The organism is Pseudomonas sp. FW300-N2F2, assembly GCF_017351655.1.
In the GTDB taxonomy this organism is placed as follows: Bacteria; Pseudomonadota; Gammaproteobacteria; order Pseudomonadales; family Pseudomonadaceae; genus Aquipseudomonas; species Aquipseudomonas fluorescens_AA.
The window spans coordinates 1,593,336-1,618,004 of sequence record NZ_JACNDQ010000001.1 but is presented as its reverse complement, the minus strand read 5'-3'; the positions used below and the strand labels follow the sequence as shown (position 1 = coordinate 1,618,004).

23 protein-coding genes and 3 tRNA genes are annotated in these 24,669 nt (G+C 59.3%); 7 read left to right on the top strand and 19 right to left on the bottom strand.

The window, feature by feature from the left end; translation table 11 throughout:
* Positions 1-339: 339 nt before the first annotated feature.
* From J4E63_RS07350 to J4E63_RS07310, 9 genes are all read right to left on the bottom strand, one after another.
* Complete coding sequence (locus J4E63_RS07350; RefSeq protein ID WP_207281492.1) at positions 340-2,211, bottom strand: SurA N-terminal domain-containing protein; 1,872 nt, start codon at positions 2,209-2,211, stop codon at positions 340-342.
* Between the two features lie 224 nt (positions 2,212-2,435).
* A complete protein-coding gene (locus tag J4E63_RS07345) occupies positions 2,436-2,708 on the bottom strand; it encodes an HU family DNA-binding protein (RefSeq protein WP_003183171.1) in 273 nt (90 codons plus the stop codon).
* Positions 2,709-2,857: 149 nt separating this feature from the next.
* On the bottom strand, positions 2,858-5,254 hold the full coding sequence (gene lon, locus J4E63_RS07340; protein ID WP_014339302.1) for an endopeptidase La: 2,397 nt from the start codon (positions 5,252-5,254) through the stop codon (positions 2,858-2,860).
* Positions 5,255-5,415: 161 nt separating this feature from the next.
* On the bottom strand, positions 5,416-6,699 hold the full coding sequence (gene clpX / locus J4E63_RS07335) for an ATP-dependent Clp protease ATP-binding subunit ClpX (protein WP_092256669.1): 1,284 nt from the start codon (positions 6,697-6,699) through the stop codon (positions 5,416-5,418).
* Positions 6,700-6,806: 107 nt separating this feature from the next.
* Positions 6,807-7,448, bottom strand: coding sequence for an ATP-dependent Clp endopeptidase proteolytic subunit ClpP (gene clpP / locus J4E63_RS07330; protein ID WP_003183177.1), 642 nt, complete (start codon positions 7,446-7,448; stop codon positions 6,807-6,809).
* Positions 7,449-7,541: 93 nt separating this feature from the next.
* Positions 7,542-8,852, bottom strand: coding sequence for a trigger factor (tig, locus tag J4E63_RS07325; RefSeq protein ID WP_060738324.1), 1,311 nt, complete (start codon positions 8,850-8,852; stop codon positions 7,542-7,544).
* 422 nt (positions 8,853-9,274) lie between these two features.
* Positions 9,275-9,359 (bottom strand) — tRNA-Leu (locus J4E63_RS07320).
* Positions 9,360-9,417: 58 nt separating this feature from the next.
* Positions 9,418-9,493: transfer RNA gene (locus tag J4E63_RS07315), tRNA-His, on the bottom strand.
* Positions 9,494-9,534: 41 nt separating this feature from the next.
* Positions 9,535-9,611, bottom strand: a tRNA-Arg gene (locus tag J4E63_RS07310).
* A gap of 281 nt (positions 9,612-9,892) precedes the next feature.
* On the opposite strand from J4E63_RS07310, the gene folD reads away from it, so the two are divergent.
* Positions 9,893-10,747, top strand: coding sequence for a bifunctional methylenetetrahydrofolate dehydrogenase/methenyltetrahydrofolate cyclohydrolase FolD (gene folD / locus J4E63_RS07305; protein ID WP_053120836.1), 855 nt, complete (start codon positions 9,893-9,895; stop codon positions 10,745-10,747).
* A 332-nt stretch (positions 10,748-11,079) separates the two neighbouring features.
* Positions 11,080-12,018 carry a D-alanyl-D-alanine endopeptidase gene (pbpG, locus tag J4E63_RS07300; protein WP_207281491.1) on the top strand — a complete coding sequence of 313 codons (939 nt, stop codon included), beginning with the start codon at positions 11,080-11,082 and terminating at the stop codon, positions 12,016-12,018.
* 114 nt (positions 12,019-12,132) lie between these two features.
* Here pbpG and J4E63_RS07295 read toward each other — a convergent pair whose 3' ends face one another.
* Together J4E63_RS07295 and J4E63_RS07290 are read right to left on the bottom strand one after the other, a co-directional pair.
* Positions 12,133-12,327 (bottom strand): DUF6021 family protein, encoded by a 195-nt coding sequence (locus J4E63_RS07295; protein ID WP_060738326.1) that lies wholly within the window; start codon positions 12,325-12,327, stop codon positions 12,133-12,135.
* Between the two features lie 101 nt (positions 12,328-12,428).
* The gene (locus J4E63_RS07290; RefSeq protein ID WP_207281490.1) at positions 12,429-13,106 is read right to left on the bottom strand and encodes a peptidase C39 family protein; all 678 of its coding nucleotides are present in this window, start codon (positions 13,104-13,106) and stop codon (positions 12,429-12,431) included.
* A 224-nt stretch (positions 13,107-13,330) separates the two neighbouring features.
* On the opposite strand from J4E63_RS07290, the gene J4E63_RS07285 reads away from it, so the two are divergent.
* Positions 13,331-13,495 (top strand): hypothetical protein, encoded by a 165-nt coding sequence (locus J4E63_RS07285; protein ID WP_170842391.1) that lies wholly within the window; start codon positions 13,331-13,333, stop codon positions 13,493-13,495.
* Positions 13,496-13,575: 80 nt separating this feature from the next.
* Here J4E63_RS07285 and J4E63_RS07280 read toward each other — a convergent pair whose 3' ends face one another.
* Positions 13,576-14,325, bottom strand: a complete 750-nt coding sequence (locus tag J4E63_RS07280) for a TerC family protein (protein WP_060738328.1) — start codon at positions 14,323-14,325, stop codon at positions 13,576-13,578.
* A 26-nt stretch (positions 14,326-14,351) separates the two neighbouring features.
* The gene (locus J4E63_RS07275; protein ID WP_207281489.1) at positions 14,352-14,603 is read right to left on the bottom strand and encodes a hypothetical protein; all 252 of its coding nucleotides are present in this window, start codon (positions 14,601-14,603) and stop codon (positions 14,352-14,354) included.
* A 140-nt stretch (positions 14,604-14,743) separates the two neighbouring features.
* Between J4E63_RS07275 and nhaR the strand changes: the two genes are divergently transcribed.
* Positions 14,744-15,640 (top strand): transcriptional activator NhaR, encoded by an 897-nt coding sequence (nhaR, locus tag J4E63_RS07270; protein WP_207281488.1) that lies wholly within the window; start codon positions 14,744-14,746, stop codon positions 15,638-15,640.
* Here nhaR and J4E63_RS07265 read toward each other — a convergent pair.
* Entirely contained in the window at positions 15,637-16,797 is a 1,161-nt protein-coding gene (locus J4E63_RS07265) for an MFS transporter (RefSeq protein ID WP_192259861.1), read from the bottom strand. The two genes, nhaR and J4E63_RS07265, sit on opposite strands and share 4 nt — an antisense overlap.
* Positions 16,798-17,078: 281 nt before the next feature.
* On the opposite strand from J4E63_RS07265, the gene sstT reads away from it, so the two are divergent.
* On the top strand, positions 17,079-18,311 hold the full coding sequence (gene sstT, locus J4E63_RS07260; protein ID WP_060738332.1) for a serine/threonine transporter SstT: 1,233 nt from the start codon (positions 17,079-17,081) through the stop codon (positions 18,309-18,311).
* Between the two features lie 162 nt (positions 18,312-18,473).
* Here the strand turns inward: sstT and J4E63_RS07255 are convergent, their stop codons facing one another.
* Positions 18,474-18,983, bottom strand: a complete 510-nt coding sequence (locus tag J4E63_RS07255; RefSeq protein WP_060738333.1) for a DUF1993 family protein — start codon at positions 18,981-18,983, stop codon at positions 18,474-18,476.
* Positions 18,984-19,113: 130 nt separating this feature from the next.
* Here J4E63_RS07255 and J4E63_RS07250 point away from each other — a divergent pair, with 130 nt between their 5' ends.
* A complete protein-coding gene (locus tag J4E63_RS07250; protein WP_207281487.1) occupies positions 19,114-19,761 on the top strand; it encodes a YceH family protein in 648 nt (215 codons plus the stop codon).
* A gap of 6 nt (positions 19,762-19,767) precedes the next feature.
* Here the strand turns inward: J4E63_RS07250 and J4E63_RS07245 are convergent, their stop codons facing one another.
* On the bottom strand, positions 19,768-20,589 hold the full coding sequence (locus J4E63_RS07245; RefSeq protein WP_060738335.1) for a shikimate 5-dehydrogenase: 822 nt from the start codon (positions 20,587-20,589) through the stop codon (positions 19,768-19,770).
* A 260-nt stretch (positions 20,590-20,849) separates the two neighbouring features.
* On the opposite strand from J4E63_RS07245, the gene J4E63_RS07240 reads away from it, so the two are divergent.
* The gene (locus tag J4E63_RS07240; RefSeq protein ID WP_053120811.1) at positions 20,850-21,203 is read left to right on the top strand and encodes a hypothetical protein; all 354 of its coding nucleotides are present in this window, start codon (positions 20,850-20,852) and stop codon (positions 21,201-21,203) included.
* Positions 21,204-21,279: 76 nt separating this feature from the next.
* On the opposite strand, the gene J4E63_RS07235 is transcribed toward J4E63_RS07240, so the two are convergent.
* The 3 genes from J4E63_RS07235 to xth form a co-directional block, all read right to left on the bottom strand.
* Positions 21,280-22,797 (bottom strand): nucleobase:cation symporter-2 family protein, encoded by a 1,518-nt coding sequence (locus tag J4E63_RS07235; protein WP_092197255.1) that lies wholly within the window; start codon positions 22,795-22,797, stop codon positions 21,280-21,282.
* Between the two features lie 124 nt (positions 22,798-22,921).
* Complete coding sequence (locus J4E63_RS07230; protein WP_207281486.1) at positions 22,922-23,746, bottom strand: arylamine N-acetyltransferase; 825 nt, start codon at positions 23,744-23,746, stop codon at positions 22,922-22,924.
* Positions 23,747-23,848: 102 nt separating this feature from the next.
* Positions 23,849-24,643 carry an exodeoxyribonuclease III gene (xth, locus tag J4E63_RS07225; RefSeq protein ID WP_207281485.1) on the bottom strand — a complete coding sequence of 265 codons (795 nt, stop codon included), beginning with the start codon at positions 24,641-24,643 and terminating at the stop codon, positions 23,849-23,851.
* Between the last annotated feature and the right edge of the window lie 26 nt (positions 24,644-24,669).

Sequence of the window (24,669 nt, the reverse complement as noted above, 5' to 3'; positions counted from 1 at the left end):
CATCCTGAGAGAAACGGTCCGGGGCGTATTGTGCAACAGAACGCGACCTGGCAGCGTGGCTAATCTTGTTTCAAGGGGGTTACAAGTTTACTGGGGGTTGTTTGCAGGAAAAAGACGCTAATCCGGTAGATCGACGAACACCCGCTTTTGGGCAACAAGCAGATACAAAAACCCTGGCATTTTGGCCTGATGCCGTTCACTTGAGTCGTTACCGAAGAAATGGATATCCCCCAGCCCCCCCCCAAAAAATCCAAAAAAAACGGCGCTTCCCATTTCTGAAGAAGCGCCGTTTTTTCAAGTGAGCAGCATCACAGCCAGTTTCGGGGAGGCATCAAGCGATTAGAAACGCTTGATATCCGCCTGACTCTCCAACTGCTTGCGATAGGCTGCGAAGTCCTGCTGACCAACACGGGACGCAAGGTAGCGACGATATTCCGCCTTCTCCTCGTCTGTCGGTGCCGCGGCTTCGTTCACGCCGTTCAGACGCACGACCACCAGGCTGCCGTCAGGCAAGGTCACGCTGCTGAACGTCGGCTTGTCCTTGGACTCAGGCTTGGGCATGCGGAACAGTGCTTGCAGCACCGCTGGGTCGATGCCTTCCTGGTTGCGGGTGGCCGCCTCGATGGCTTTCCAGCCTTGGCCGTCAACCGGGTTGTCCAGTGCCGTCTTGCCGTCGCGCAGGCTGACGATCAGCTCGTCGGCGCGGGTCTTGGCCGCTGCGCTGGCATGTTCCTTGGCCAATTGAGCACGAATCGGCCCTGCCACCTTGTCCAGCGGCAGTTGCTCAGGCTTGCGGTGCTCCTTGGCACGCAGTACCACGACGGTTTCCGGGTCCAGCTCGATGGCGGTGCTGTTGGCACCTTCATCCAGCACTTCCGGGCTGAACGCCGCAGTGACCACGGCGCGATTGGCCGCAATCCCTTCACCGCCTTCACGACCGAACGGGGCCGATGTGTGGACGGTCAGCTTCAGGTCCTGGGCCGGCTGCGCCAGGTCGGACGCTTCGAACGAGGCATCCTCCAGTTGCTTGGTCGCCTCCACGAAACGCTGCTCCACCTGCTGAGTCTTCAGCTCGCGAGTCAGCTTGTCCTTGAGACTGGCGAAGGTCGGCACCTCGGGCGCTTCGACACCCAGCAGCTTGATCAGGTGCAGACCGAAATCGGTGCGGACCGGTGCCGAGACCTGGTCCTTGCTCAAGGCGTACAAGGCCTTTTCGAATTCTGGATCGTAGACGCCCGGGCCGGCATAGCCGAGATCGCCGCCGTTGTTCGCCGAACCCGGATCCTGGGAAAACTCCTTCGCCAGGGCTTCAAACGATTCACCTTTGGCCAGGCGAGCCTGGATCTCTTCGATCTTCGCCTTGGCCTGGGCTTCGGTCACCTTGTCGTTCACTTCGATCAGGATGTGCGCAGCGCGACGCTGTTCGGACAGGTTGGCGATTTCTTTCTGATAGGCCGCTTGCAGGTCCTCGTCCTTGACGCTGACCTGATCGAAGAAAGAGGCTTTCTTCAGCTCGAGGTAATCGATGACCACCTGGTCAGGCGTCATGAATTCCTTGGCGTGTTGGTCGTAGTAAGCCTTGACCTCATCATCGGTCAGCTTTACAGACGCAGGATCGACCTTGATGTTCAAGGTGGCGAAATCACGGGTCTGCTTTTCCAGGCGGGCGAATGCCAGCACCTGGGCATCGGTGACAAAACCGCTGCCCGCCAGGCCGGCGCGCAACTGACCGATCAGCATTTCCTGGGCCAGCATCTGGCGGAATTGCATACGGCTGTAACCCAGCTGGCGGATCACCTGATCAAAACGCTCGGCGCTGAATTTGCCATCGACCTGGAATTCAGGCGTTTGCAGGATTACTTGATCGAGCGCAGCTTCGGAGAAAGCGAATTTCGCATCGTGTGCGCCTTGCAACAGCAACTTGCGATCGATCAGGCCCTTGAGCGCCGAATCGCGCAGCATTTTTTCGTCCAGCAGAGAGGCGTCGAAATCCTTGCCCAGCTGTTGCATGAGCTGACGGCGTTGCATGTCGACCGCCTGGCTCAGCTCGTTCTGGCTGATTTTTTCGCCGTTGACCTTGGCCGCGTCATTGCTGTTGGTGGTGGCTTGAAAAATGGCATCGAAACCGGTCAACGCCATCAATGCGACGATGACCCCGATGATGGTCTTGGCAATCCAGCCTTGTGAATTGTCCCTGATATTCTGCAGCATGCGTCCCCCAGAAACGGTTGAACTTCAAATTTAGGCAACCGTGGAGCGTGGGTAGAATCCGGATAGAAGAAAGGCGCATCCGAGGATGCGCCTTCTCGTAACTGGCGGAGCGGACCGGGCTCGAAACTGCAAGCCCTGGCGTCACAAACCGGTAGCAACCGGTCGCATTACCGCTCCGCTGCCAAGCCAGGCATGACCCCGACCCGGATAAACTCAACGAAACCTTAGTTAACGGCTTCTTTCAGTGCTTTACCAGCTTTGAAACCTGGCTTTTTGGCAGCAGGAATCTCCAGCGTCTTGCCGGTCTGCGGGTTGCGACCGGTACGAGCTGGGCGATCAGTCACGGAGAAGGTGCCGAAACCAACCAGAACAACGGAGTCGCCAGCCTTGAGAGCGCCAGTGACGGATTCGATTACAGCGTCCAGCGCACGGCCAGCAGCAGCTTTCGGGATATCAGCGGATGCAGCGATAGCATCAATCAGTTCCGACTTGTTCACTCTAAGTCCCCTTATATCTATTTGAGATGATTCTAAGTTTTTTTGGTGAAAGCAAAAACGAGTGCTGAATGGCCTGCAGACACTTAAGAGCCGCTTTATAACAAGGGCTCTAAAAAACTGTCAAGGAAGGCCCCCCAGGCAAATGCGTATTAATGCGTGCTAATTCTTTCCTTAGAGTCAGACTCCCGCTTTTCTTCCTTCGCGACAATCTCCGGAGCCACATCCGGCAAGGGCTCCGGCGCGTATTGCAGCGCAATTTGCAGGACCTCGTCAATCCATTTAACCGGTTTGATCTGAAGATCTTGCTTAATGTTGTCAGGAATTTCCTTCAGATCGCGGACATTCTCTTCAGGAATGATCACGATCTTGATCCCGCCACGGTGTGCCGCCAGCAGTTTCTCCTTCAGCCCGCCAATCGCCAGGACCTGGCCGCGCAGCGTGATTTCACCCGTCATGGCAACGTCGGCGCGCACCGGGATGCCGGTCAATGCCGAGACCAGGGCCGTGCACATGCCTACGCCGGCGCTTGGGCCGTCCTTGGGCGTAGCCCCTTCAGGCATGTGGATGTGCGTGTCGCGCTTCTCATGGAAGTCCAGGGGAATGCCCAGGCTCCGGGCACGACTGCGCACCACCGTCAGCGCCGCGGTGATCGACTCGACCATCACGTCGCCCAGGGAACCGGTCTTGATCAGTTGCCCCTTGCCCGGTACCACGGCTGCTTCGATGGTCAGCAACTCACCACCGACCTGCGTCCACGCCAGACCAGTCACCTGGCCGATCTGGTCCTGCTGCTCGGCCAGGCCGTAGCGGAACTTGCGCACACCCAGGAAGTGCTCCAGCAGGTCTGCAGTGACCTTGACCGCGAAGCGTTTTTCCAGCGCATGTTCCTTGACCGCCTTGCGGCAGACCTTGGCAATCTGCCGCTCCAGGCCACGCACACCGGCTTCCCGGGTGTAGTAGCGGATGATGTCGCGAATCGCTTCCTCGTCGAATTCCAGCTCGCCTTTTTTCAGGCCATTGGCCTGGATCTGCTTGGGCGAAAGGTACTTCACGGCGATGTTGATCTTCTCGTCCTCGGTGTAGCCCGGTAGACGGATCACCTCCATCCGGTCCAGCAATGCCGGCGGAATGTTCATGGAGTTGGAGGTGCAGAGGAACATCACGTCCGACAGGTCGTAGTCGACCTCGAGGTAGTGATCGTTGAAGTTGTGATTCTGCTCAGGATCGAGCACTTCGAGCAACGCAGAGGCGGGATCGCCGCGCATGTCGCTGCCCATCTTGTCGATTTCGTCCAAAAGGAACAGCGGATTGCGCACGCCGACCTTTGTCATTTTTTGAATCAATCTTCCTGGCATCGAACCGATGTAGGTCCGGCGATGACCACGAATTTCCGCCTCGTCACGCACGCCACCCAGGGCCATGCGTACGAATTTGCGGTTGGTCGCGTGGGCAATCGACTCCGCGAGGGAGGTTTTACCGACCCCAGGAGGGCCGACCAGGCACAGGACCGGGCCGCGAATCTTTTTCACGCGCTTCTGTACGGCGAGATACTCAAGGATGCGCTCCTTGACCTCTTCCAGACCGTAATGGTCGGCGTCGAGGATGTCTTCAGCGCGCGCCAGGTCCAGACGCACCTTGCTCTGGGCTTTCCACGGCACCTGGACCAGCCAGTCGATGTAGGAACGCACCACGGTGGCTTCGGCAGACATCGGCGACATTTGCTTGAGCTTGTTCAACTCAGCCTGAGCCTTGGCCAAGGCATCCTTGGGCAAGCCAGCGGCATCGATGCGCTTTTTCAGCTCTTCGATTTCGTTGTGACCTTCGTCGCCATCGCCCAGCTCTTTCTGAATGGCCTTCATCTGCTCATTCAGGTAGTACTCGCGCTGGCTGCGCTCCATCTGCTTCTTGACGCGACCGCGAATACGTTTCTCGACCTGCAACAGATCGATCTCGCCGTCGAGCAATGCCAACACGTGTTCGACACGGGCCGACAGGTCGATGATCTCGAGAATTTCCTGCTTCTGCTCGATCTTGAGGGCCATGTGGGCCGCCATCGTATCGACCAGCCGCCCAGGCTCGTCGATGCTGTTGAGCGACGACAGGACCTCTGCAGGCACCTTCTTGCCCAGTTGCACGTATTGTTCGAACTGTGACAGCAGGCTGCGGACAAACACCTCTGATTCACGCTCGGGCGCATCGACTTCTTCGATCAGCGACACCTCGGCACGGCAATGACCGTCCACTTCGCTGAAACGTTCGACAGTCCCGCGCTGCTCGCCTTCGACCAGGACCTTGACGGTACCGTCGGGCAACTTGAGCAATTGCAGAACCGTTGCAATCGTACCTACGCGATACAGTGCGTCTTCGCCGGGATCATCGTCGGCTGGATTTCTCTGAGCCAGCAGAAGAATCTGCTTGTCACCCGTCATCGCAGCCTCGAGGGCTTCGATGGACTTCTCGCGCCCCACGAACAGCGGGATAACCATGTGCGGATACACCACGACATCGCGCAATGGCAGGAGAGGCAATTCGATGGTTGTCTTCATGATTTCGCCTCTACGGCGGCCCTAGGGCCGGAAACAGATGGAAGTAAGCTTGAAACCAAGATGGGGGCAGCCTTGAAAAAAAACAAGCGCTAAGACACGTCTAAAACGCGCTAAAAGCAAAGGGGCCCGAAGGCCCCTTCTTTGTTCCGGCAGCGGAACGCTTATGCGTCCGGTGCGGCCTTGGCAGTCTTCTCATTGTTTTCGTAGATATACAATGGTTTGGACTTGCCTTCTATAACGCTTTCGTCGATCACGACTTTACTCACCTCGGACTGCGAGGGGATCTCATACATCGTGTCGAGCAATACGCCTTCGAGAATCGAGCGCAACCCACGGGCACCGGTCTTACGCTCCAGGGCACGTTTGGCGACCGATTTCAGCGCGTCGGAACGGAATTCCAGGTCTACACCTTCCATTTCGAACAGCTTGGCATACTGCTTGGTCAGGGCGTTTTTCGGCTCGGTCAGAATCTGCATCAACGCCGCTTCATCCAACTCATCCAACGTCGCCAGGACTGGCAGACGACCGACGAATTCCGGGATCAGACCAAACTTGACCAAATCGTCAGGTTCGACTTCACGCAAGGACTCACCGACCTTCTTGCCCTCTTCCTTGCTGCGTACTTCGGCATTGAAACCGATGCCACCACGGGTGGAACGGTTTTGAATAACCTTTTCCAGGCCGGAGAACGCACCACCGCAGATGAACAGGATGTTACGGGTGTCGACCTGCAGGAATTCCTGCTGCGGATGCTTGCGACCACCTTGGGGTGGAACGGAAGCGACCGTGCCTTCGATCAACTTGAGCAAGGCTTGCTGCACGCCTTCACCGGAAACATCCCGGGTGATGGACGGGTTGTCGGACTTGCGGGAAATCTTGTCGATTTCATCGATGTAGACAATACCCATCTGGGCTTTTTCCACATCGTAGTCGCACTTCTGCAACAACTTCTGAATGATGTTCTCGACGTCTTCACCTACATAACCCGCCTCGGTGAGGGTGGTTGCGTCGGCGATGGTGAACGGAACGTTCAGCAAACGAGCCAGGGTTTCGGCAAGCAGGGTCTTACCCGAGCCTGTCGGGCCGATCAGCAGGATGTTGCTCTTGCCGAGTTCGACCTCGTCATTCTTTTTGTCACGCTGGTTCAGGCGCTTGTAGTGGTTGTACACCGCTACGGCCAGTACCTTTTTCGCACGCTCCTGACCAATCACATACTGATCAAGGATGCCGCTGATTTCTTTAGGCGAAGGCAATTTATGCGCGCTGCTCTCGGCCTGGGCTTCCTGCACCTCCTCGCGGATGATGTCATTGCACAGGTCGACGCACTCGTCGCAAATGAAGACCGAGGGGCCGGCAATCAATTTGCGCACTTCATGCTGGCTTTTGCCACAGAAGGAGCAATAAAGCAGTTTGCCGTTGTCCTCGCCGTTGCGGGTGTCAGTCATTCGATCGATCCAAATCCGATAGGCTTGCAACACAAGATGAAGGCAATTGCGGGCTTTTTCAAGCCCGCAGGCGGCCGGTCATCCCAACCACCTGCATTTTGAGCGGCTTAGGCAGGCATTTGACGCTTGTTGATCACAGAGTCGATCAGGCCGTATTCGGCTGCACGCTCGGCGCTCATGAAGTTGTCACGTTCGGTGTCGCGCTCAATGGTTTCGAGGCTCTGGCCGGTGTGATGGGCCAGCAACGAGTTCAGGCGCGAACGAATGTGGAGGATTTCCTTGGCATGGATGTCGATATCCGACGCCTGTCCCTGGAAGCCACCCAATGGCTGGTGAATCATCATCCGCGAGTTAGGCAGGCAGTGACGCTTGCCCGCTGCGCCGCCGGCGAGCAGGAAGGCACCCATGCTGCAGGCCTGACCGATGCAGATGGTGGAGACGTCAGGCTTGATGAACTGCATGGTGTCGTAGATCGACATGCCCGCAGTCACCGAACCGCCAGGTGAGTTGATGTACAGATGGATATCCTTGTCCGGGTTTTCCGCTTCAAGGAACAACAGCTGCGCTGCGACCAGGTTGGCCATGTAGTCTTCAACGGGGCCGATCAGGAAGATGACGCGTTCCTTGAGCAGACGCGAGTAGATGTCATAGGCACGTTCGCCGCGGGCGGACTGCTCGATAACCATCGGGACCAGGCCGCCTGCGGCCTGGATGTCAGAGCTCTGCTGATAAAAAGAATTGCGGGACATGTCTCGCAGTCACTCCCAAATAGTTATGTCTTGAATACGCATAAGCCAGCACGAAGGCTGGCTTATGGGTGTTTATTTCTTACCGCAGAACCATCAATCGGCTTGTGGAGCTTCCACCGGCTTGACCGCTTCTTCGTAAGAGACCGCTTTATCGGTCACGCTAGCTTTCTGCAGAACAGTATCCACAACTTGTTCTTCCAGCACAACCGAACGGACCTCGTTCAGTTGCTGGTCGTTCTTGTAGTACCAGGACACGACTTGCTCAGGCTCTTGATAGGCCGAAGCCATTTCCTGGATCAGCTCGCGAACGCGGGCTTCGTCAGGCTTGAGCTCGAACTGCTTGACCACTTCGGCAACGATCAGGCCCAGCACGACGCGGCGCTTGGCTTGCTCTTCGAACAGCTCTGCCGGCAGTTGGTCCGGCTTGATGTTGCCGCCGAACTGCTGAACAGCCTGTACCCGCAGACGGTTCACTTCGTTGTCCAGCAGGGCCTTTGGCACTTCGATCGGGTTGGAGGCCAGCAGACCGTCCATGACCTGGTTCTTGACCTTGGACTTGATGGCCTGGCGCAGCTCGCGCTCCATGTTCTTGCGAACTTCGGTGCGGAAACCTTCCAGACCGGTTTCCTTGATGCCGAACTGGGCGAAGAACTCTTCGTTCAGCTCAGGCAGCTTCGGCTCGGAAACGCTGTTGACGGTCACGGTGAACTCGGCGGCTTTGCCAGCCAGGTCCAGGTTCTGGTAATCCTCGGGGAAGGTCACGTTCAGAACGCGCTCTTCACCGGCCTTGGCGCCAACCAGGCCGTCTTCGAAACCAGGAATCATGCGACCGGAGCCCAGTACCAGCTGGGTGGCCTTGGCGGAACCGCCAGCGAACACTTCACCGTCGACCTTGCCGACGAAATCGATGTTCAGCTGGTCTTCGTTCTGGGCAGCACGCTCGGTCACTTCGAAACGGGTGTTCTGCTTGCGCAGGATGTCCAGCATCTTGTCCAGGTCGGCATCCGACACGTCAGCGCTCAGGCGCTCGACAGCGATGGACTCGAAACCGGCAACCGTGAACTCCGGGAACACTTCGAACGTGGCGACGAATTCCAGGTCCTTGCCTTTTTCCAGCACTTTAGGCTCGACGGACGGTGCGCCAGCCGGGTTCAGCTTCTGCTCGACGACCGCTTCGTAGAACGAAGACTGGATCACGTCGCCCACGGCTTCCTGACGCGCATCAGCTTCGTAACGCTGACGGATCACGCTCATTGGCACTTTGCCTGGGCGGAAACCTGGGATTTTGGCCTTTTGGGCAGTCTGCTGCAGACGCTTGTTGACCTGAGTCTCGATGCGCTCAGCCGGCACGGTGATGCTCATGCGGCGCTCAAGAGCAGAAGTATTTTCAACAGAAACTTGCATGGATATTCCTCGTTGCACAGACGTTGGCCGGGCGTTTCCGACCCCAGAATCAAGGGCATGCATTCTAGTAGGTCAAACTCAAGAAGTCACCCTACTGAAAACGCGCTGGAAACAGGCGCCGGATTTAGGACGGGGCAAACGGTCATGCCCCACCCGGATTGCAAATACAGTCGATTCAGTCCAAGGCTCTGCGCCAACGCTTCTATATATAGAAGCGGCTTGTCCGGTCGCGCAGCGCCCCGCCCCACAAGGAGACCAACGGGCATACCGCGCATCATCACGAAACACATTCGCGACAAACCGACCGCTGCGCACAACCGCAAAAACAGTACCGACGCCAAACACAGAACCACTGAAAACAAAAACGGCGCAGCCCCTTTCAGGTACTGCGCCGTTTTCTGCTATTTAAATAGCCACTTGTATGGTGCGGACGGAGAGACTCGAACTCTCACACCTTGCGGCGCTGGAACCTAAATCCAGTGTGTCTACCAATTCCACCACATCCGCGTATCAAGCTTTTAAAGCAAAGGCGCCAGATTGTTAGATCTGGCGCCTTTCTAGAATATGGGGTGGACGATGGGGATCGAACCCACGACAACGGGAGTCACAATCCCGTGCTCTACCAACTGAGCTACGCCCACCATATTGCCTTGTTGCCTTACTTGTGCCAAAGCTGCCTAATTGGCGCACCCGGCAGGACTCGAACCTGCGACCATCCGCTTAGAAGGCGGATGCTCTATCCAGCTGAGCTACGGGCGCCTTTTTAATCTGTATTCTTGGACGATTACAAACTAAGTGCTTTCAGCTTTGCCGAGTTGAAACAACCAACTCCGCTCCACCTTCTTAACCAGTGCTAGGCTGTGCCCGACAAGTGCGACGAATGTTATAGACGGCCTGATAGGTCGTCAACTCTTTTTTAAAAAAAATTCATTTAATTAAAGGGGTTAGGGGAATTTGCAGACCAAGCGCCTTTGCCCTCACGCCCCGGCATGCGAGAATGCGTTCTCTTTTTTTCCCCTCTCGATGGTTAACCACGCGCAATGACTGCACAACTTATCGACGGCAAATCGATCGCCGCCAGCCTGCGCCAGCAGATCGCCCAACGAGTCACCGAGCGCCGCCAGCAAGGTCTGCGCACGCCCGGCCTTGCGGTGATCCTGGTCGGCAGCGATCCTGCCTCTCAGGTTTATGTCTCGCACAAGCGTAAAGACTGTGAAGAGGTCGGCTTCCTTTCCCAGGCCTACGACCTGCCTTCCGAAACCACCCAGCAAGCGTTGGCCGATCTGATCGATCGTCTGAACGACGACCCGAACATCGACGGTGTTCTGCTCCAGTTGCCGCTGCCTGAACACCTCGACGCCTCCAAGTTGCTGGAGCGTATCCGCCCGGACAAAGATGTCGACGGTTTCCATCCTTATAATGTCGGCCGCCTGGCCCAACGCATCCCACTGCTTCGCCCCTGCACCCCCAAAGGCATCATGACCTTGCTGGAAAGCACCGGCGTGGACCTGTATGGCCTCGATGCCGTGGTGGTGGGGGCGTCCAACATCGTCGGCCGTCCGATGGCCATGGAGTTGCTGCTGGCCGGCTGCACCGTGACCGTGACCCATCGTTTCACCAAAGACCTGGCCGGCCATGTCGGCCGTGCCGACCTGGTGGTGGTGGCCGCCGGCAAACCCGGGCTGGTCAGGGGTGAGTGGATCAAGGAAGGCGCCATCGTCATCGACGTGGGCATCAATCGCCAGGACGACGGCAAGCTGGTGGGCGACGTGGTCTACGAGACCGCCCTGCCCCGCGCTGGCTGGATCACCCCGGTACCCGGCGGCGTAGGCCCGATGACCCGGGCCTGCCTGCTGGAAAACACGTTGTACGCGGCCGAGACGCTGCATAGCTGATCGACGCGCCAACAAAGACCCTGTGGGAGCGAGCTTGCCCGCGATAGCGGTGGACCGGCCAACATCCAAGTTGACTGACACACTGCCATCGCGAGCAAGCTCGCTCCCACAGGTGTTTCCGGGCCCCGGGCTTAGCCGCCAGGTATCGATCGCGCAAACTACAAAATTTTCAGATTCGATTCGCCAGAATCGCCCTTCATTAAACTTTATTTATTCACAAGCCTTGGCGATACAGGCATATAGCGCTGCTATCGCCCATACTCCTAAAATGCGACGTTTTCTTTAAAAAGTCGTTGCTCAACGGCACCTTCAACTCCATCGAGTCTACTCGCGTGAAAATCCGTCTTTCGATCATCAGCCTGTTCATCGCTTTCACAGGCCCCTTCATCACGCACAATGCCGTTGCACAGGAAACCATCGCGGCCCCTCGGGATGCGGCCAAGCTGCAAGTCGCCTCGGGCAGCGCGATGCTGTTGGACCTGCAGACGGATAAAGTCGTTTATTCGAGCAACCCGGACGTGGTGGTGCCCATCGCTTCGGTGACCAAGTTGATGACCGGCCTGATTGTGCTGGATGCCAAACAGAACCTGGATGAATACATTTCCATCACCATCGCCAACACCCCAGAGATGAAGGGCGTGTTTTCCCGGGTCAAGCTCAACAGCGAACTGTCGCGCCGGGACGTACTGCTGATCGCCCTGATGTCTTCGGAAAACCGCGCCGCCGCCAGCCTCGCCCACCACTATCCGGGCGGCTATGCGGCATTCATTGCCGCCATGAACGCCAAGGCCAAGGCGCTGGGCATGACCAGCACTCATTACGTCGAACCCACGGGCCTGTCGATCAACAACGTCTCCACCGCCCGGGACCTGACCAAGCTGTTGATCGCCGCCCGCAAGTACCCACTGCTGAGTGAACTGAGTACGACCAAGGAAAAGACCGTTACCTTCCGCAAGCCTGTGTACAGCCTGGGATTTCGCAACACCGACCACCTGGTCCACAAGGCCAACTGGGATATCCAGTTGACCAAGACCGGCTTCACCAACCAGGCCGGCCACTGCCTGGTGCTGGTGACGAAAATGGGTAATCGCCCGATGGCGCTGGTGATCCTCGATGCCTTTGGCAAGTACACGCACTTCGCCGATGCCAGCCGGATTCGTAGCTGGGTGGAAACAGGAAAAAGCGTCGCCGTGCCAGCGGTGGCCCTGCAATACAAGGCCGCCAAGAATCTCAAGAGCCGCCAGAGTGGCGTGGTGGAAGCCTCCAAATAATTCAACGGCACAAAACTGTGGGAGCAAAGCTTGCTCGCGATAGGGATGGGCCAGTCGACAATGCCGTTGACTGGTCTGCCGCCATCGCGAGCAAGCTTTGCTCCCACAGGTTATTTATGGCTTCAAGTCACCCAGCGGATCATAGGGCTTGGGCTTGCGCTCATCCTTCTTGTCCAGGGGCGCCTTGGCCGGCCCTACCGGGTCGACCTGAGGATCCTCAAGGTCCGGCGAATCCGGATCGAACCCCAGGTCATCACCGCTGGAATGCTCTGATGAATGTGGCCCCGTAGGTGTTTTCGACTGTGCCATGCGTGCCTCCTCCAATCACGGTCGGAAAAATCCCCAACCCTGACGATAAGAGCCTCAAGCCCGCGGGGTCGTGCCCGGCAAGTGACGAACGGGACGCTCGATCAATGCGCAGCGCCCAGGGCCTTGGTGGCCCGCGCTGCGGCTTGCTCCTGCCCTGCCCCACCCAGATCAGCCGCCGCTTTCAGCCAACGCTGCGCGTCGACATTGGCGGGAAGCTGCGTGGGTCGCTGGACCAGCACCGCCCAGCCGCCCGCGCTCTGGAAGGCCGACTCGAAGGCACTGAAGCTCATCAACTGCCGCCGATTCATGCCTGCACGCAGCAACACCGTCTGCTTCTGACGGTTGTAGCCGGCGACAATCCCATACCGAGGCGCGGCCCAGAACGCCGAACCGTCGATATAGCGCACCAGCACCGGATAGCCCGCCGCGACCTGTTCCAACAGCGCAGGCAGCTTGGCGTCCAGGGGATACACCAGCAACCCGTACTCCCGCGCCAGGGTAGGCATATTCTGCTGCAAATCGGCTTCGCCACCGGGCAGGTGCAATGGTTTTTCCAACAGCCCCGGGGTGATCACAGTGCCTTGCAACGTCAGCAAGGCGGCCAGGGACTGCGGAGCCCCCTGGTACATTTCGCCACGGTAGAACGGCACGCTATTGAGCTCCACCCGCTCGGGCAGGCGCTGGATCTGCGGCGATACGCTGCCCGCGCAACCCGCCAGGGCGACGAGGCAGGACACCGCCAGTACCAGTGATCGAAACGATGAAATGACCGGCGACATGACGACTCTCTTGTTCAGGCACCCGGCATCCGGGCCGGGCTTGGGTCGACGATCATAAGGTGCGCACAGCCCTGGGTATAGCCATAACCCTCGTTTTACGGCGGCAATAGAACGAACCGATCCGAACCCCAACGCCATGGATCGATCAGTTGCAACACTTGAGCGACTAGACTGTCCATTGTACTGGGTGCGATATCCCGAACCGGGGATAGAAGGAGGCACGAATGAGCCTGACCACGACAATCCTGATGCTGATATTCGGCTGGCTGAGCGTAGCCACGGCCATGCTGTGGGGAGTGCTTCGAATCGCTCGGCGCCATCATCATGCGCCACCTGCGCCATCGGAAAAAGCCGCCAAACCTGCCCGACGCCACGCCGCCGCACACTGACCCTTCACGTTCAAACCCATAACGCTCAAATAAAAAAAGCCACCCGGGCCTGGACCCGGGTGGCTTCTGTCTGCCTGGAATCAGGCGTTGTCTGCCAGCGCCTTTTCCTTGGCCCGACGGGACAACATGTTCAACACCTCGATCGCCGCCGAGAACGCCATGGCCGCATAGATATAGCCTTTCGGTACATGGGCGCCGAAGCCTTCGGCGATCAGCGTCATGCCGATCATGATCAGGAAGCCCAGGGCCAGCATGACCACCGTCGGGTTGTCATTGATGAACTTGGCGAGCGGTTCAGCCGCCAACAGCATCACCAGCACCGATACGACGACGGCGATGATCATGATCGGCAAATGCTCGGTCATACCCACGGCGGTGATGATGCTGTCAATGGAGAATACCAGGTCCAACATCAGGATCTGACCGATGGCCGCGGCAAAACCCAGGGTCACGCCGGACGTGGCCGACTTGGGATCATTTGGCGCTGGGTCCATGCTGTGGTGGATTTCAGTGGTCGCTTTCCACAGCAGGAACAGGCCACCGGCGATCAGGATCATGTCTTTCCAGGAGAACGCCTGGCCCAGGATTTCGATGACCGGTTCGGTCAACTGCACAATGAAGGCAATGGTGCTCAACAAGCCCAGGCGCAGGATCAGCGCCATGCCGATACCGATCCGCCGCGCCTTGGCACGATGCTGTACGGGCAGCTTGTTGGTCAGAATCGAAATGAAGATCAGGTTATCGATGCCAAGCACGATTTCCATCACGACCAGAGTCGCCAGGGCAATCCACGCGGTGGGGCTGGCGGCGAGCTGTAAAAGATAATCCATGGGTCAGTCCTGACTGATGTGACGCGTTAGATGGTTTTGGTAGGGGTTTGTGTTTCGTCAGCTTCGTCCGCCGGCTCTTTCTTCGGGCTGATCAAGCCACCGGCGGCTTCGCTGATCGCCTGTTCGGCGGCCTTGTGGGTCTCGTCGATGGCTTGCTTGGCGGTTTCCGCTGCCTGTCCCATCAGTTGCTGGGCACTTTTTTCAGCCTGTTCACAACCTGCCAGTGTCGTTACGGACATCACCAACAGGGCTGCCAGCCCCAGGGATTTGTATGTCATGGAATCAATGCCTCTTGGGAGAATAAAAGGAGCACAAAAAGTGGCCCACCAATGGCGAGGCATTCTAGAGACGCGAATACTTCAGGAAAATTCGTATTTTCAGCGGTTATACTTCGGTTTTTACGAAGCAATGTGATCCCATGCTCAATTATCGACAGCTGCATTACTTCTGGGTGGTGGCGAAAACCGGCAGCATCGTGCGCGCGTGCGAGCAGTTGAACCTGACGCCACAGACCATCAGCGGCCAGATTTCCCTGTTCGAACAGACGTATAACATCAAATTGTTTCGTCGTGTCGGGCGGCAGTTGGAACTGACTGAAGCCGGCCGCCAGACGCTCCCCTACGCCGAACACATGTTCCAGTTGGGCGGTGAGCTGGAACTCATGCTGCGGGCCCAGCCCAACGAACAGCAAACCCTGTTCCGGGTCGGGGTGGCGGATGTGGTGCCCAAATCCATCGTCTATCGACTGCTGGCACCGACCATGGAGTTGAGTGAGCCGCTGCGCATCACCTGCCGCGAGGACAAGCTCGAACGGCTACTGGCGGACCTGGCGATCCAGCGCCTGGACCTGGTGATCTCCGACAGCCCGATGCCGACTCACCTGGACATCAAGGGTTACAGCCAGAAACTGGGGGAATGCGGGATCAGTTTTTTCGCCACCGCCGCGCTGGCCGAACGCTACGGGCAGAATTTCCCCCATGGCCTGCATGACGCTCCGCTGCTGATTCCCGGGCCGGAAACCGTGGTGCGCAGCCGCTTGCAACGCTGGTTCGCCGAACAACAGATCCAGCCGCGCATCGTCGGCGAATTCGACGACAGCGCACTGATGCAGGCCTTCGGTCAATCCGGCAGCGGGATTTTCATCGGCCCGAGCGTGATTGCCGAAGAGGTCAAGCGCCAATACGGCGTAGAAGTGATCGGCCAGACCGATGCGGTGAGTGAATCCTTCTACGCCATTTCCGTGGAACGCAAGGTCAGCCACCCCGGCATCGTCGCGATTGCCGAAGGTGCGCGTCGCGAGTTGTTCAGCACTTAGCCATCCATGCAAGCCGCGCGGGGCTTGACGGTCATCAGCAGCAACGCCAGCAGAATCGATACAAAGATGAACCCGGCCGCTGCGAACCCGACACTGCCCAGGCCCAGATTATCGATGACTCGACCACCAACCATCGCCCCCAGGCCAATCCCCAGGTTGGCCCCGGCAATGTTCAACGAGGCGGCAAACGCCGGCGCCTGCGGGGCCGCCTTCATCAGCCGCACATGACTGACCAGGAACAAAGCGGCCTGGGTCACGCCCCAGATGCCCATCGCCGCCGCCAGCGCGAGGGGCGAATGAATGCTCGGCACCAACGCCACCATGCCGCCGATCAGGAACAGGCAGAACACCATCGACGCAATCAACGGATGCCGGTCCACCGCACGGCCGCCCAGGGAATTGCCCAGTAGCCCGACTGCACCAAAGCCCATCAGGCACCAGCCCACCAAGGTGCCATCGAATCCGGCGAGGCGCTCGAGGATATCCGCCAGATAGGTGTAGGCGGTGAACATGCCGCTGAACACCAGGATCGACAACAGCACGTGCCCCTGCATCAGTGGGCTGCGCAGGATCTTCAATTGGGAGCGGAAGCTCACCTGATGCTGGTGCAAATTGGTTTTCGGCAAATAGATAAACAGCAACAAGGCCTTGGCAAAGGCAATGACCGCCAGGATCGCAAACGCGCTGCGCCAGCCAAACGCATCGGCAATCAACGTGCCCACTGGAATGCCGAACACCGTGGCGCAGACGATGCCGAAGCCGATCCGGGCGATGGCCCGCCCGGCCAGCTGCGGCCCGACAATGTCCACCGCCGTTTCACTGGCCAGCGCCCAGAACACCGGCAGGCCCAGGGCCGGGATCAACCGGGCAATGGCCATCACCCAGATGTTGGGGGCGAAGGTGGCCAGCAGGTTGGCCAGGCCGAACATCACCAGCACGCTGATAAACAGCTTGCGCCGCTCGAAGCGAGCGAACCAGGCCGTCAGGAATGGCCCGAAGGCCGCTACCGTAAACGCGAACAACGTCACCAGCAGCCCCGCCTGGGGAATGGTGACATGCAGGTCGCGGGCAATGGACGGTAGCAGGCCAACGATGACGAATTCCGTGGTCAGCACGGTAAAACCGGCGGCCGACAACAGGAAAATGGGTAACAACATGCAGAACTCCAGCAAAACGACGACACCAGCGTTAGCCGGAGGCCCGCTGGCGGAAAGAAAGTGAGAGCGACAAAGCCTAACAGAATGCGTGCGTCATACAAACGCTCGGCATGACCCGGATAAGGGTGACGGACTGTCACAGGTCCGTCAGATTTTTCATCGGCTGTGATAAAGTCCGCGGCCTGCAAATGCCCTACTTTCTCTCGGTCCGCTCATGTGGCCTGCCCGCTTGTTGCCCTGATTCGTCGACCGTTGAACACAATAAAATCAGAGATGCCGCTATGACAGCTTCGTCCGTTACCCCTTTGCAACGCCTCAAACGCACCAGCCTGGTGACGCAAATCATCATTGGCCTGATCGCCGGTATTGTCCTGGCATGGCTGGCGCCCGACCTGGCGAAATCCACCGCGTTCATTGGCAAGGTCTTCGTGTCCGCACTCAAGGCCGTGGCGCCGATTCTGGTGTTCGTGCTGGTCATGGCGTCCATCGCCAACCACAAGCACGGCCAGGAAACCCATATCCGCCCCATCCTGTTTCTCTACCTGCTGGGCACCTTCGCCGCGGCGGTGGTCGCGGTGGTTGCCAGTACGCTGTTTCCGTCCAGCCTGGTGCTGTCGACCCAAGACGTCGCGGTCACAGCGCCCGGAGGCATCAGCGAGGTGCTGCAAAGCTTGCTGCTGAGCGTGGTGGATAACCCGGTCCGGGCGCTGATGGACGGTAACTTCATCGGCATCCTGGCCTGGGCCATCGGCATGGGCATCGCCATTCGCCATGCGGGCCAGACCACGCGCACCGTGCTCGAAGACCTGTCCAACGGCGTGACCGTGATCGTGCGCCTGGTCATCCGCTTCGCCCCGCTGGGGATTTTCGGGCTGGTGGCTTCGACCCTGGCCACGTCCGGCTTCGGCGCCCTGCTCGGCTACCTGCAACTGCTCACTGTACTGATCGGTTGCATGCTGTTCGTGGCGTTGGTGGTCAACCCACTCATCGTGTTCTGGAAACTGCGTCGCAACCCTTACCCACTGGTATTCACCTGCCTGCGGGAAAGTGGCATCACGGCGTTTTTCACGCGCAGTTCGGCGGCGAATATTCCGGTGAACCTGGAACTGAGCAAACGCCTGGGCCTGCACGAAGACACCTATTCGGTGTCGATCCCCCTGGGCGCGACCATCAACATGGCCGGCGCCGCCATCACCATCACCGTACTGACCCTGGCGGCCGTACACACCCTGGGTATTGTGGTGGACGTGCCAACCGCCGTGCTGCTGAGCGTTGTCGCCGCCATTTGCGCGTGCGGTGCATCCGGGGTGGCCGGCGGTTCGCTGTTGCTGATTCCCCTGGCGTGCAGCCTGTTTGGCATCCCCAGTGAGATCGCCATGCAAGTGGTCGCGGTGGGATTCATCATCGGTGTCCTGCAGGACTCGGCGGAGACGGCGTTGAACTCGTCGACGGATGTGCTGTTCACGGCGGCGGCGTGCCTGGGTGAGGAAGAGAAGCTCGCCCGTACGGCTTGACGACTGTGGCGGCTATTCGGTCGCCATCGTCGGATCGCCGCCCGGAGCAAGCTCCTGTGGGAGCGAGCTTGCTCGCGATAGCGGCGCCGAGGATGTAACAGACAGCCACAAAAAAGCCCGGGAACGGCCCACACCGTCCCGGGCTTTTTCATGGCTGCGGGGTTAGAACGCGCCCATGTAGTCGCGCTTGCCCACTTCCACGCCATTGTGGCGCAGCAATGCATAAGTGGTGGTGACGTGGAAGAAGAACTGCGGCAGGCCGTAGGTCAGCAGATAATTCTGGCCGCTGAAGCGCTTCTCCTTCGGCGTCCCCGGGCGGGTAACGATTTCGATGCCTTCCTTGCCATCGATCTGCGCAGGGCTGATGCCGTCGATAAAGGCCAATACCTTGGCGATCAGGGCTTGCAGCTCGGCGAAAGTGGTCTCGCTGTCCTCATACTTCGGCACCTCCACCTCGGCCAGGCGGGCGGACACGCCCTTGGCGAAATCCACCGCGATCTGCACTTGGCGCACCAGCGGGAACATGTCCGGGTACAGACGGGCTTGCAGGAAAGCGTTCGGGTCGATGTTCTTCGCGGTGGCGTGGGCTTCAGCCTTGTTCAGAACATCGCTCAACGCGTTGAGCATCTGCTTGAAAACCGGGACGGAAGCGGCGTACAGGGAAATAGTCATGGCAATCTCATGCAGGTGGCAGGAAAGAATGAATCAAACGGCTGCGATTATAGCCACGCCTTGTTGCACGGCTTGTCTTTTATTGCGCAAGGATTAGGCTAGGCGGCTTCCACAGCATAGGGAACGCGCGATGAGCATCGAAGAACAACAGCAGGCTGAAGAACCACGGCTCAATAGCACGGAAATCCGCATCCTCGGCGCGCTGGTCGAGAAACAGGCCACCAACCCCGAGACCTACCCGCTGACCCTCAACGCCCTGGTACTGGCCTGCAACCAGAAAACCAGCCGCGAACCGGTGATGAACCTCAACCCGGGCCAGGTCGGCCAGAGCCTGCGGGCTCTTGAAGGTCGCGGTTTCACCAAGCTGGTGATGGGCAGCCGCGCCGACCGCTGGGAGCATCGGGTCGACAAAGCCCTGGAGCTGGTACCGGCCCAGGTGGTCCTGATGGGCCTGCTGTTCCTGCGTGGCCCGCAAACGGTCAATGAGCTGTTGACCCGCAGCGGACGGATGCACGACTTCGAAGACGCCGAACAAGTGGTGCACCAGCTCGAACGTCTGATCGCCCGCGGCCTGGCGTTGCTGGTGCCACGCCAGGCCGGCCAGCGCGAAGACCGCTATGTGCACGCCATGGGCGACCCGGCGGACATCGAAGCGATTCTCGCCGCCCGCCAGCACCCGGTGGAGCGTGGCGCCGGCGGCAGTGTCTCGCTGGAACGCATCGAGGAGCTCGAAGCGCGGATCGCGGCACTGGAAGAACGCCTGGCGCGGCTGGAATAGCTGCGCCTACGCCGACCGGGCGAAGGCCACGGCTTTTTCGAACTGCTCCAGATTGGGCCGCACACCGGTGTACAGCACGAACTGCTCCAGGGCCTGGATCGCAATGACTTCCAACCCGGTGATGACCCGTTTGCCTTCGGCCCGGGCGCGTACGATCAGCGGCGTTTCCGACGGGATCGCCACCACATCGAACACGGTCTCGGCCGCGGCGATGGTCTCGGGCTCAAACGCCAACTGATCGGCTTCCGGGCCGCCGGTCATGCCGATCGGCGTGACGTTGATCAGCATCTGCGGCCGCCGGGCGCCCAGTTCCGCTTGCCATTCATACCCCAGGGACTCGGCCAGGGCTCGCCCGGTGGCTTCATTGCGGGCAACGATCAGCCCGTTCCTGTAGCCCCCATCGCGCAAGGCACTGGCCACAGCCTTGGCCATACCGCCGCTGCCGCGCAGGGCAAAGGTCGAATCCTGGGGCACGGCATGGCTTTGCAGCAATTGGGCGATGGCGATGTAGTCCGTGTTGTAGGCCTTCAGATGGCCGTTGGTATTGACGATCGTATTGATCGACTGGATCGCGGCGGCGGAAGGATCCAACTCGTCCACCAGAGCGATGCAGGCTTCCTTGAACGGCATCGACACGCCGCAGCCGCGAATGCCCAGCGCGCGGATACCACCCACCGCCCCAGGCAGGTCCTGGCTGCTGAACGCCTTGTAGTAGAAGTTCAGCCCCAATTGTTCATACAAATGATTATGAAAGCGCAGGCCGAAGTTTCCTGGACGCCCCGAGAGCGACATGCACAGTTGGGTGTCTTTGTTGGGATTGATCTGCATGCGTGTCTCCTTGCATTCACTTTCGGACAGACGGAAGCACCGTCGCCAAAGGTTTATTCGATGATGATACCGCCAGGCCCAGCCCGATCTCAGGCCGCTGGATGACGCGGCGCGGTAAAGAAAAGCGCTACAGACCTTACACAATATTTACCCAACGGCGTCGCAAATCCTGAGAAAATCGCTGTCATAGCAAGTATCCCCGCGACACTCATCGGGTCTGTTGCAGACCACAGGCGCCGGGGCCGAAACGAGGAACAGCCATGAATCGTAGACTTCCCATCATCGCCCTGCTCATGGGGGCACTCGCGGTCACCGGCCAGGCATCCGCCCACGGTCGTGGTGGTTGGGAGGGGCCCGCCGTTTTTGGTGCCATCGTCGGTTCGGCCATCGTTGGCTCAGCCATCATCAACCGTGATCGGCCGGTGTATGTGCAGCAACAACCGGTCTACTACCAACCGCAGCCGGTCTATGTGCAGCAACCACCACCGGTCTACTACCAGCCACAGCCGGTGTATGTGGAACAGCCTATCTACTATCGCCCGGCGCCGGTGTATTACGGGCCACCACGGGGCTACTACTACGGCCCGCCCCGGGGTCATTACGGCCGCTGGTAAACGGCTCCCGGGCGGCACAAAAAAAGCCTGTGATCATTCACAGGCTTTTTCATGTCCGCTGATAAACCGGTATTTGTCAGACGTGCTCGCTGCTTTTCAGTCGGATCGGCCCATGCTCCGCCGGCTCGTGGACAGGTTCCACCACGGGAATCTCGTTGCCATCGCAATCATGCAGCTTGCCGTCACTGAAATAGTCGCCTTCGCGCAGCGCCGCCAGGTCCTGGTAGCGCAACACCCGCTCGGTGCCGGCGGCGAAGACTGACTGCTGGTCGGAATTGCCCGTGGTGAAGTGATTGAACGCCAGGTTCAGCACGATCGCCATGATTGCCGAAGAACTGATGCCCGAATGAAAGATGGTCGCGAACCAGCTCGGGAAATGGTCGTAGAAATTCGGCGCGGCAATAGGAATCATGCCGAAGCCGATGGAGGTGGCGACGATGATCAGGTTGACGTTGTTGCGGTAATCGACTTTCGACAGCGTGCGGATGCCGCTGGCAGCCACCGTGCCGAACAGCACGATGCCGGCACCGCCCAGCACCGAGGTCGGCACTGCGGCAATCACCCGGCCCATGAACGGCAACAGGCCGAGCACCACCAGGAACACCCCACCGGTCGCCACCACGAAACGACTCTTGATTCCGGTCACGGCGACCAGCCCGACGTTCTGGGCAAAGGCACTCTGGGTGAAGGAACCGAAGATCGGCGCGATCATGCTCGACAGCATGTCCGCCCGCAAGCCGTTACCCAGGCGCCTGGAGTCGACTTTGGTGTCGATGATCTCGCCCACCGCCAGGATGTCGGCAGAGGTTTCCACCAGGGTCACCATGATCACAATGCACATCGACAGGATCGCGGCGATATGGAACGTCGGCATGCCGAAATGGAACGGTGTCGGGAAGCCGAACATCGGGCCTTGGCTGACCGATGAAAAGTCCGCCATGCCGAGGAACACCGCGATGACCGTCCCCATGACCATCGCCAACAGAATCGACAACCGGGAGATGGTTGCGCTGCCCATTTTGCTCAACAGCAGCACCAGCACCAGGGTCACGGCGGCCAGGCCAATGTTCGCCATGCTGCCAAAATCGGCGGCGTGGCTGTTGCCGCCCATCGCCCAACGCGCCGCCACCGGCATCAGGGTCAGGCCGATGGTGGTGATCACAATGCCTGTGACCAGTGGCGGAAAGAACCGGGTGATGCGTGAAAACACCGGGGTGATCAGCAGACCGATCAGCGACGCTGCGATCACCGCGCCGAGAATGGCTTGAAAGCCCCCTTCCCCTCCGCTGCCGACAATCGCCACCATGGTCGCGACGCCCGAAAACGATACGCCCTGCACCAAAGGCAACTGGCAGCCGAAAAACGGCAGGCCGAGGGTTTGCAGCAACGTGGCCAGGCCCCCTGCGAACAATGACGCGGCAATCAACAGGCCGATGTCCGCCGGCGAAAGCCCGGCCGCCTGGCCGATGATCAACGGTACGGCGACAATGCCACCGTACATGGTCAACACATGTTGCAGGCCGTAAGCCATATTCGCGCCGACGCCGAGGTTTTCGTCCTCGGGCCGTGGGAGTGAAACATGGGGCGTTTTCATGGTTCGGGGATTCCCTGTTTTTTGTTATGGGCACACTGTATTCAAAACTCGGGACAAATGTCCATAGAGTTGTATACAACTTATTGTGTACACATTCGGAACAGGCCTGCGGCCAACCGCCTTTTTATCCTTGAAGCAACCCCACAAGCGCGGGCCGCAACAGCTCCCGTAGCGGCACGCGCAGGCTGAACTCCTGTTCCAGCAGATCGATCAACTCATCGGCATCGACGATCACGCGCCGCTCGCTCTCCTGCCCTATGCGATGCACGGCGTAGCTGTTGCCGTTCAGGGTCTTGCGCAATCCGTCACCGGTGCGGGCCACCATCAACCGGCCCATGAACGGCGACTCCGGATGGTTGCAGACGTACCAGTTGCCGACGGTGTAATCGATGTCTTCCTGGCGTTGCAGGTCGAACAGGTACATCGGCCGCCATTCGCCGGCGACGTTTGCGCGCAACAGATAGCCGTCCGCAGGGGTCTCGATGCGGTACGGCTCATGGGGCGTGACTTGGGTATCACGGCTGTCCAGCAGCAGCGGCGCAGTGGGCACCATGCCGCCAAAACCGACGTCGGTGATATAGCGCACACCGTCGATCGTCACCAGGCTCAGCCGATGGGTCCGGGCAGGCCAGGCGTCCTCTGGCGCATTCATCACCACGCGCCCAGTGATGCCACGGGCATCGAAACCCAATGTCTGCAACAGCGCCAGGAATAGCTGGTTGAGTTCATAGCAATAGCCACCACGCCCCTCTTCGAAAACCTTGCGCTCGACCGATTCAAGGTCGATGGGCACAGGCTGACGCAGCAATGTCGACAGGGTTTCAAAGGGGAATTCAGCGGTATGGCGCCATTGCAGTTGGCGCAATGTATCGAGCGTCGGCACCGGTGGTGCGTCGAAACCCAGGCGCCGCAGATAACGGCTCGTATCGCTCAGTTGGGGATGACTCATGACGGTTGTCCTTTTCCGGGGGCGGCCAGCGCTCACAACAAGCGCACGGCTAATGGGCGCAGGTATAAGGCATTCCCTTCACAGAGACAACAATCGGCCCCGTCAGCGCCGTTTACGCGAAGCCAGCCGGATCCAGGTGGGCGCATGGTCGCTGGGGTGAGGCTGGTTCCGGACCCAGGCGTCCACCCCGCCCTCGCTCAAGTAGGCGCTGGCGACCGGATTGAGCAGCAGATGATCGATGCGCAGTCCGGAGTTCTTTTGCCAGTGCTGACGGAAATAGTCCCAGAAGGTGTAGAGGCGCTCGTCCGGATACAGATAGCGCAGCGAATCGGTCCAGCCCTGGTCCAGCAACCGCTGGTAACACTCGCGGCTTTCGGGCTGCAACAGCGCATCCTTGAGCCAGGAGCGCGGGTTGTAGATGTCCAGGTCGGTGGGCACCACATTGTAGTCACCGGCGAGCACCACGGGATGGTCACTGGCCTGTAGCCCCTGGGCGTACTCGATCAGCCGTTCGAACCAGGCCAACTTGTAGTCGAACTTGGGGCCCGGTTGCGGATTGCCGTTGGGCAGGTACAGGCACCCCACCAGCACGCCGTGCACCGCCGCCTCCAGATAGCGACTGTGGCTGTCGTCGTCCCCACCGGGCAGGCCTCGGCGGCTCTCCAACGGCTGCGCGTCACGGGCCAGGATCGCGACACCGTTCCAGGACGCCTGCCCCTGCCAGATTGCCCCGTACCCCACCGATTCCAACTCCGCCGCCGGGAAATCCTTGTCCACGGCCTTGAGCTCCTGCAAACAGACAATGTCGGGTTTTTCCCGCTCCAGCCATTCCAGCAGGTTGGGCAGCCGTGCACGGATGCCATTGATGTTGAAGGTCGCGATCCGCAGGTTTTTCATAGAGCCAGCACTCGAAACGTCACGTT

Excerpts from the sequence above, each read along its gene's own strand:
- J4E63_RS07350 (WP_207281492.1), bottom strand. The coding sequence starts at position 2,211 with ATGCTGCAGAATATCAGGGACAATTCACAAGGCTGGATTGCCAAGACC.
- lon (WP_014339302.1), bottom strand. The coding sequence starts at position 5,254 with ATGAAGACAACCATCGAATTGCCTCTCCTGCCATTGCGCGATGTCGTG.
- clpX (WP_092256669.1), bottom strand. The coding sequence starts at position 6,699 with ATGACTGACACCCGCAACGGCGAGGACAACGGCAAACTGCTTTATTGC.
- clpP (WP_003183177.1), bottom strand. The coding sequence starts at position 7,448 with ATGTCCCGCAATTCTTTTTATCAGCAGAGCTCTGACATCCAGGCCGCA.
- tig (WP_060738324.1), bottom strand. The coding sequence starts at position 8,852 with ATGCAAGTTTCTGTTGAAAATACTTCTGCTCTTGAGCGCCGCATGAGC.
- folD (WP_053120836.1), top strand. The coding sequence starts at position 9,893 with ATGACTGCACAACTTATCGACGGCAAATCGATCGCCGCCAGCCTGCGC.
- J4E63_RS07295 (WP_060738326.1), bottom strand. The coding sequence starts at position 12,327 with ATGGCACAGTCGAAAACACCTACGGGGCCACATTCATCAGAGCATTCC.
- J4E63_RS07290 (WP_207281490.1), bottom strand. The coding sequence starts at position 13,106 with ATGTCGCCGGTCATTTCATCGTTTCGATCACTGGTACTGGCGGTGTCC.
- J4E63_RS07285 (WP_170842391.1), top strand. The coding sequence starts at position 13,331 with ATGAGCCTGACCACGACAATCCTGATGCTGATATTCGGCTGGCTGAGC.
- J4E63_RS07280 (WP_060738328.1), bottom strand. The coding sequence starts at position 14,325 with ATGGATTATCTTTTACAGCTCGCCGCCAGCCCCACCGCGTGGATTGCC.
- J4E63_RS07275 (WP_207281489.1), bottom strand. The coding sequence starts at position 14,603 with ATGACATACAAATCCCTGGGGCTGGCAGCCCTGTTGGTGATGTCCGTA.
- nhaR (WP_207281488.1), top strand. The coding sequence starts at position 14,744 with ATGCTCAATTATCGACAGCTGCATTACTTCTGGGTGGTGGCGAAAACC.
- J4E63_RS07265 (WP_192259861.1), bottom strand. The coding sequence starts at position 16,797 with ATGTTGTTACCCATTTTCCTGTTGTCGGCCGCCGGTTTTACCGTGCTG.
- sstT (WP_060738332.1), top strand. The coding sequence starts at position 17,079 with ATGACAGCTTCGTCCGTTACCCCTTTGCAACGCCTCAAACGCACCAGC.
- J4E63_RS07255 (WP_060738333.1), bottom strand. The coding sequence starts at position 18,983 with ATGACTATTTCCCTGTACGCCGCTTCCGTCCCGGTTTTCAAGCAGATG.
- J4E63_RS07250 (WP_207281487.1), top strand. The coding sequence starts at position 19,114 with ATGAGCATCGAAGAACAACAGCAGGCTGAAGAACCACGGCTCAATAGC.
- J4E63_RS07245 (WP_060738335.1), bottom strand. The coding sequence starts at position 20,589 with ATGCAGATCAATCCCAACAAAGACACCCAACTGTGCATGTCGCTCTCG.
- J4E63_RS07240 (WP_053120811.1), top strand. The coding sequence starts at position 20,850 with ATGAATCGTAGACTTCCCATCATCGCCCTGCTCATGGGGGCACTCGCG.
- J4E63_RS07235 (WP_092197255.1), bottom strand. The coding sequence starts at position 22,797 with ATGAAAACGCCCCATGTTTCACTCCCACGGCCCGAGGACGAAAACCTC.
- J4E63_RS07230 (WP_207281486.1), bottom strand. The coding sequence starts at position 23,746 with ATGAGTCATCCCCAACTGAGCGATACGAGCCGTTATCTGCGGCGCCTG.
- xth (WP_207281485.1), bottom strand. The coding sequence starts at position 24,643 with ATGAAAAACCTGCGGATCGCGACCTTCAACATCAATGGCATCCGTGCA.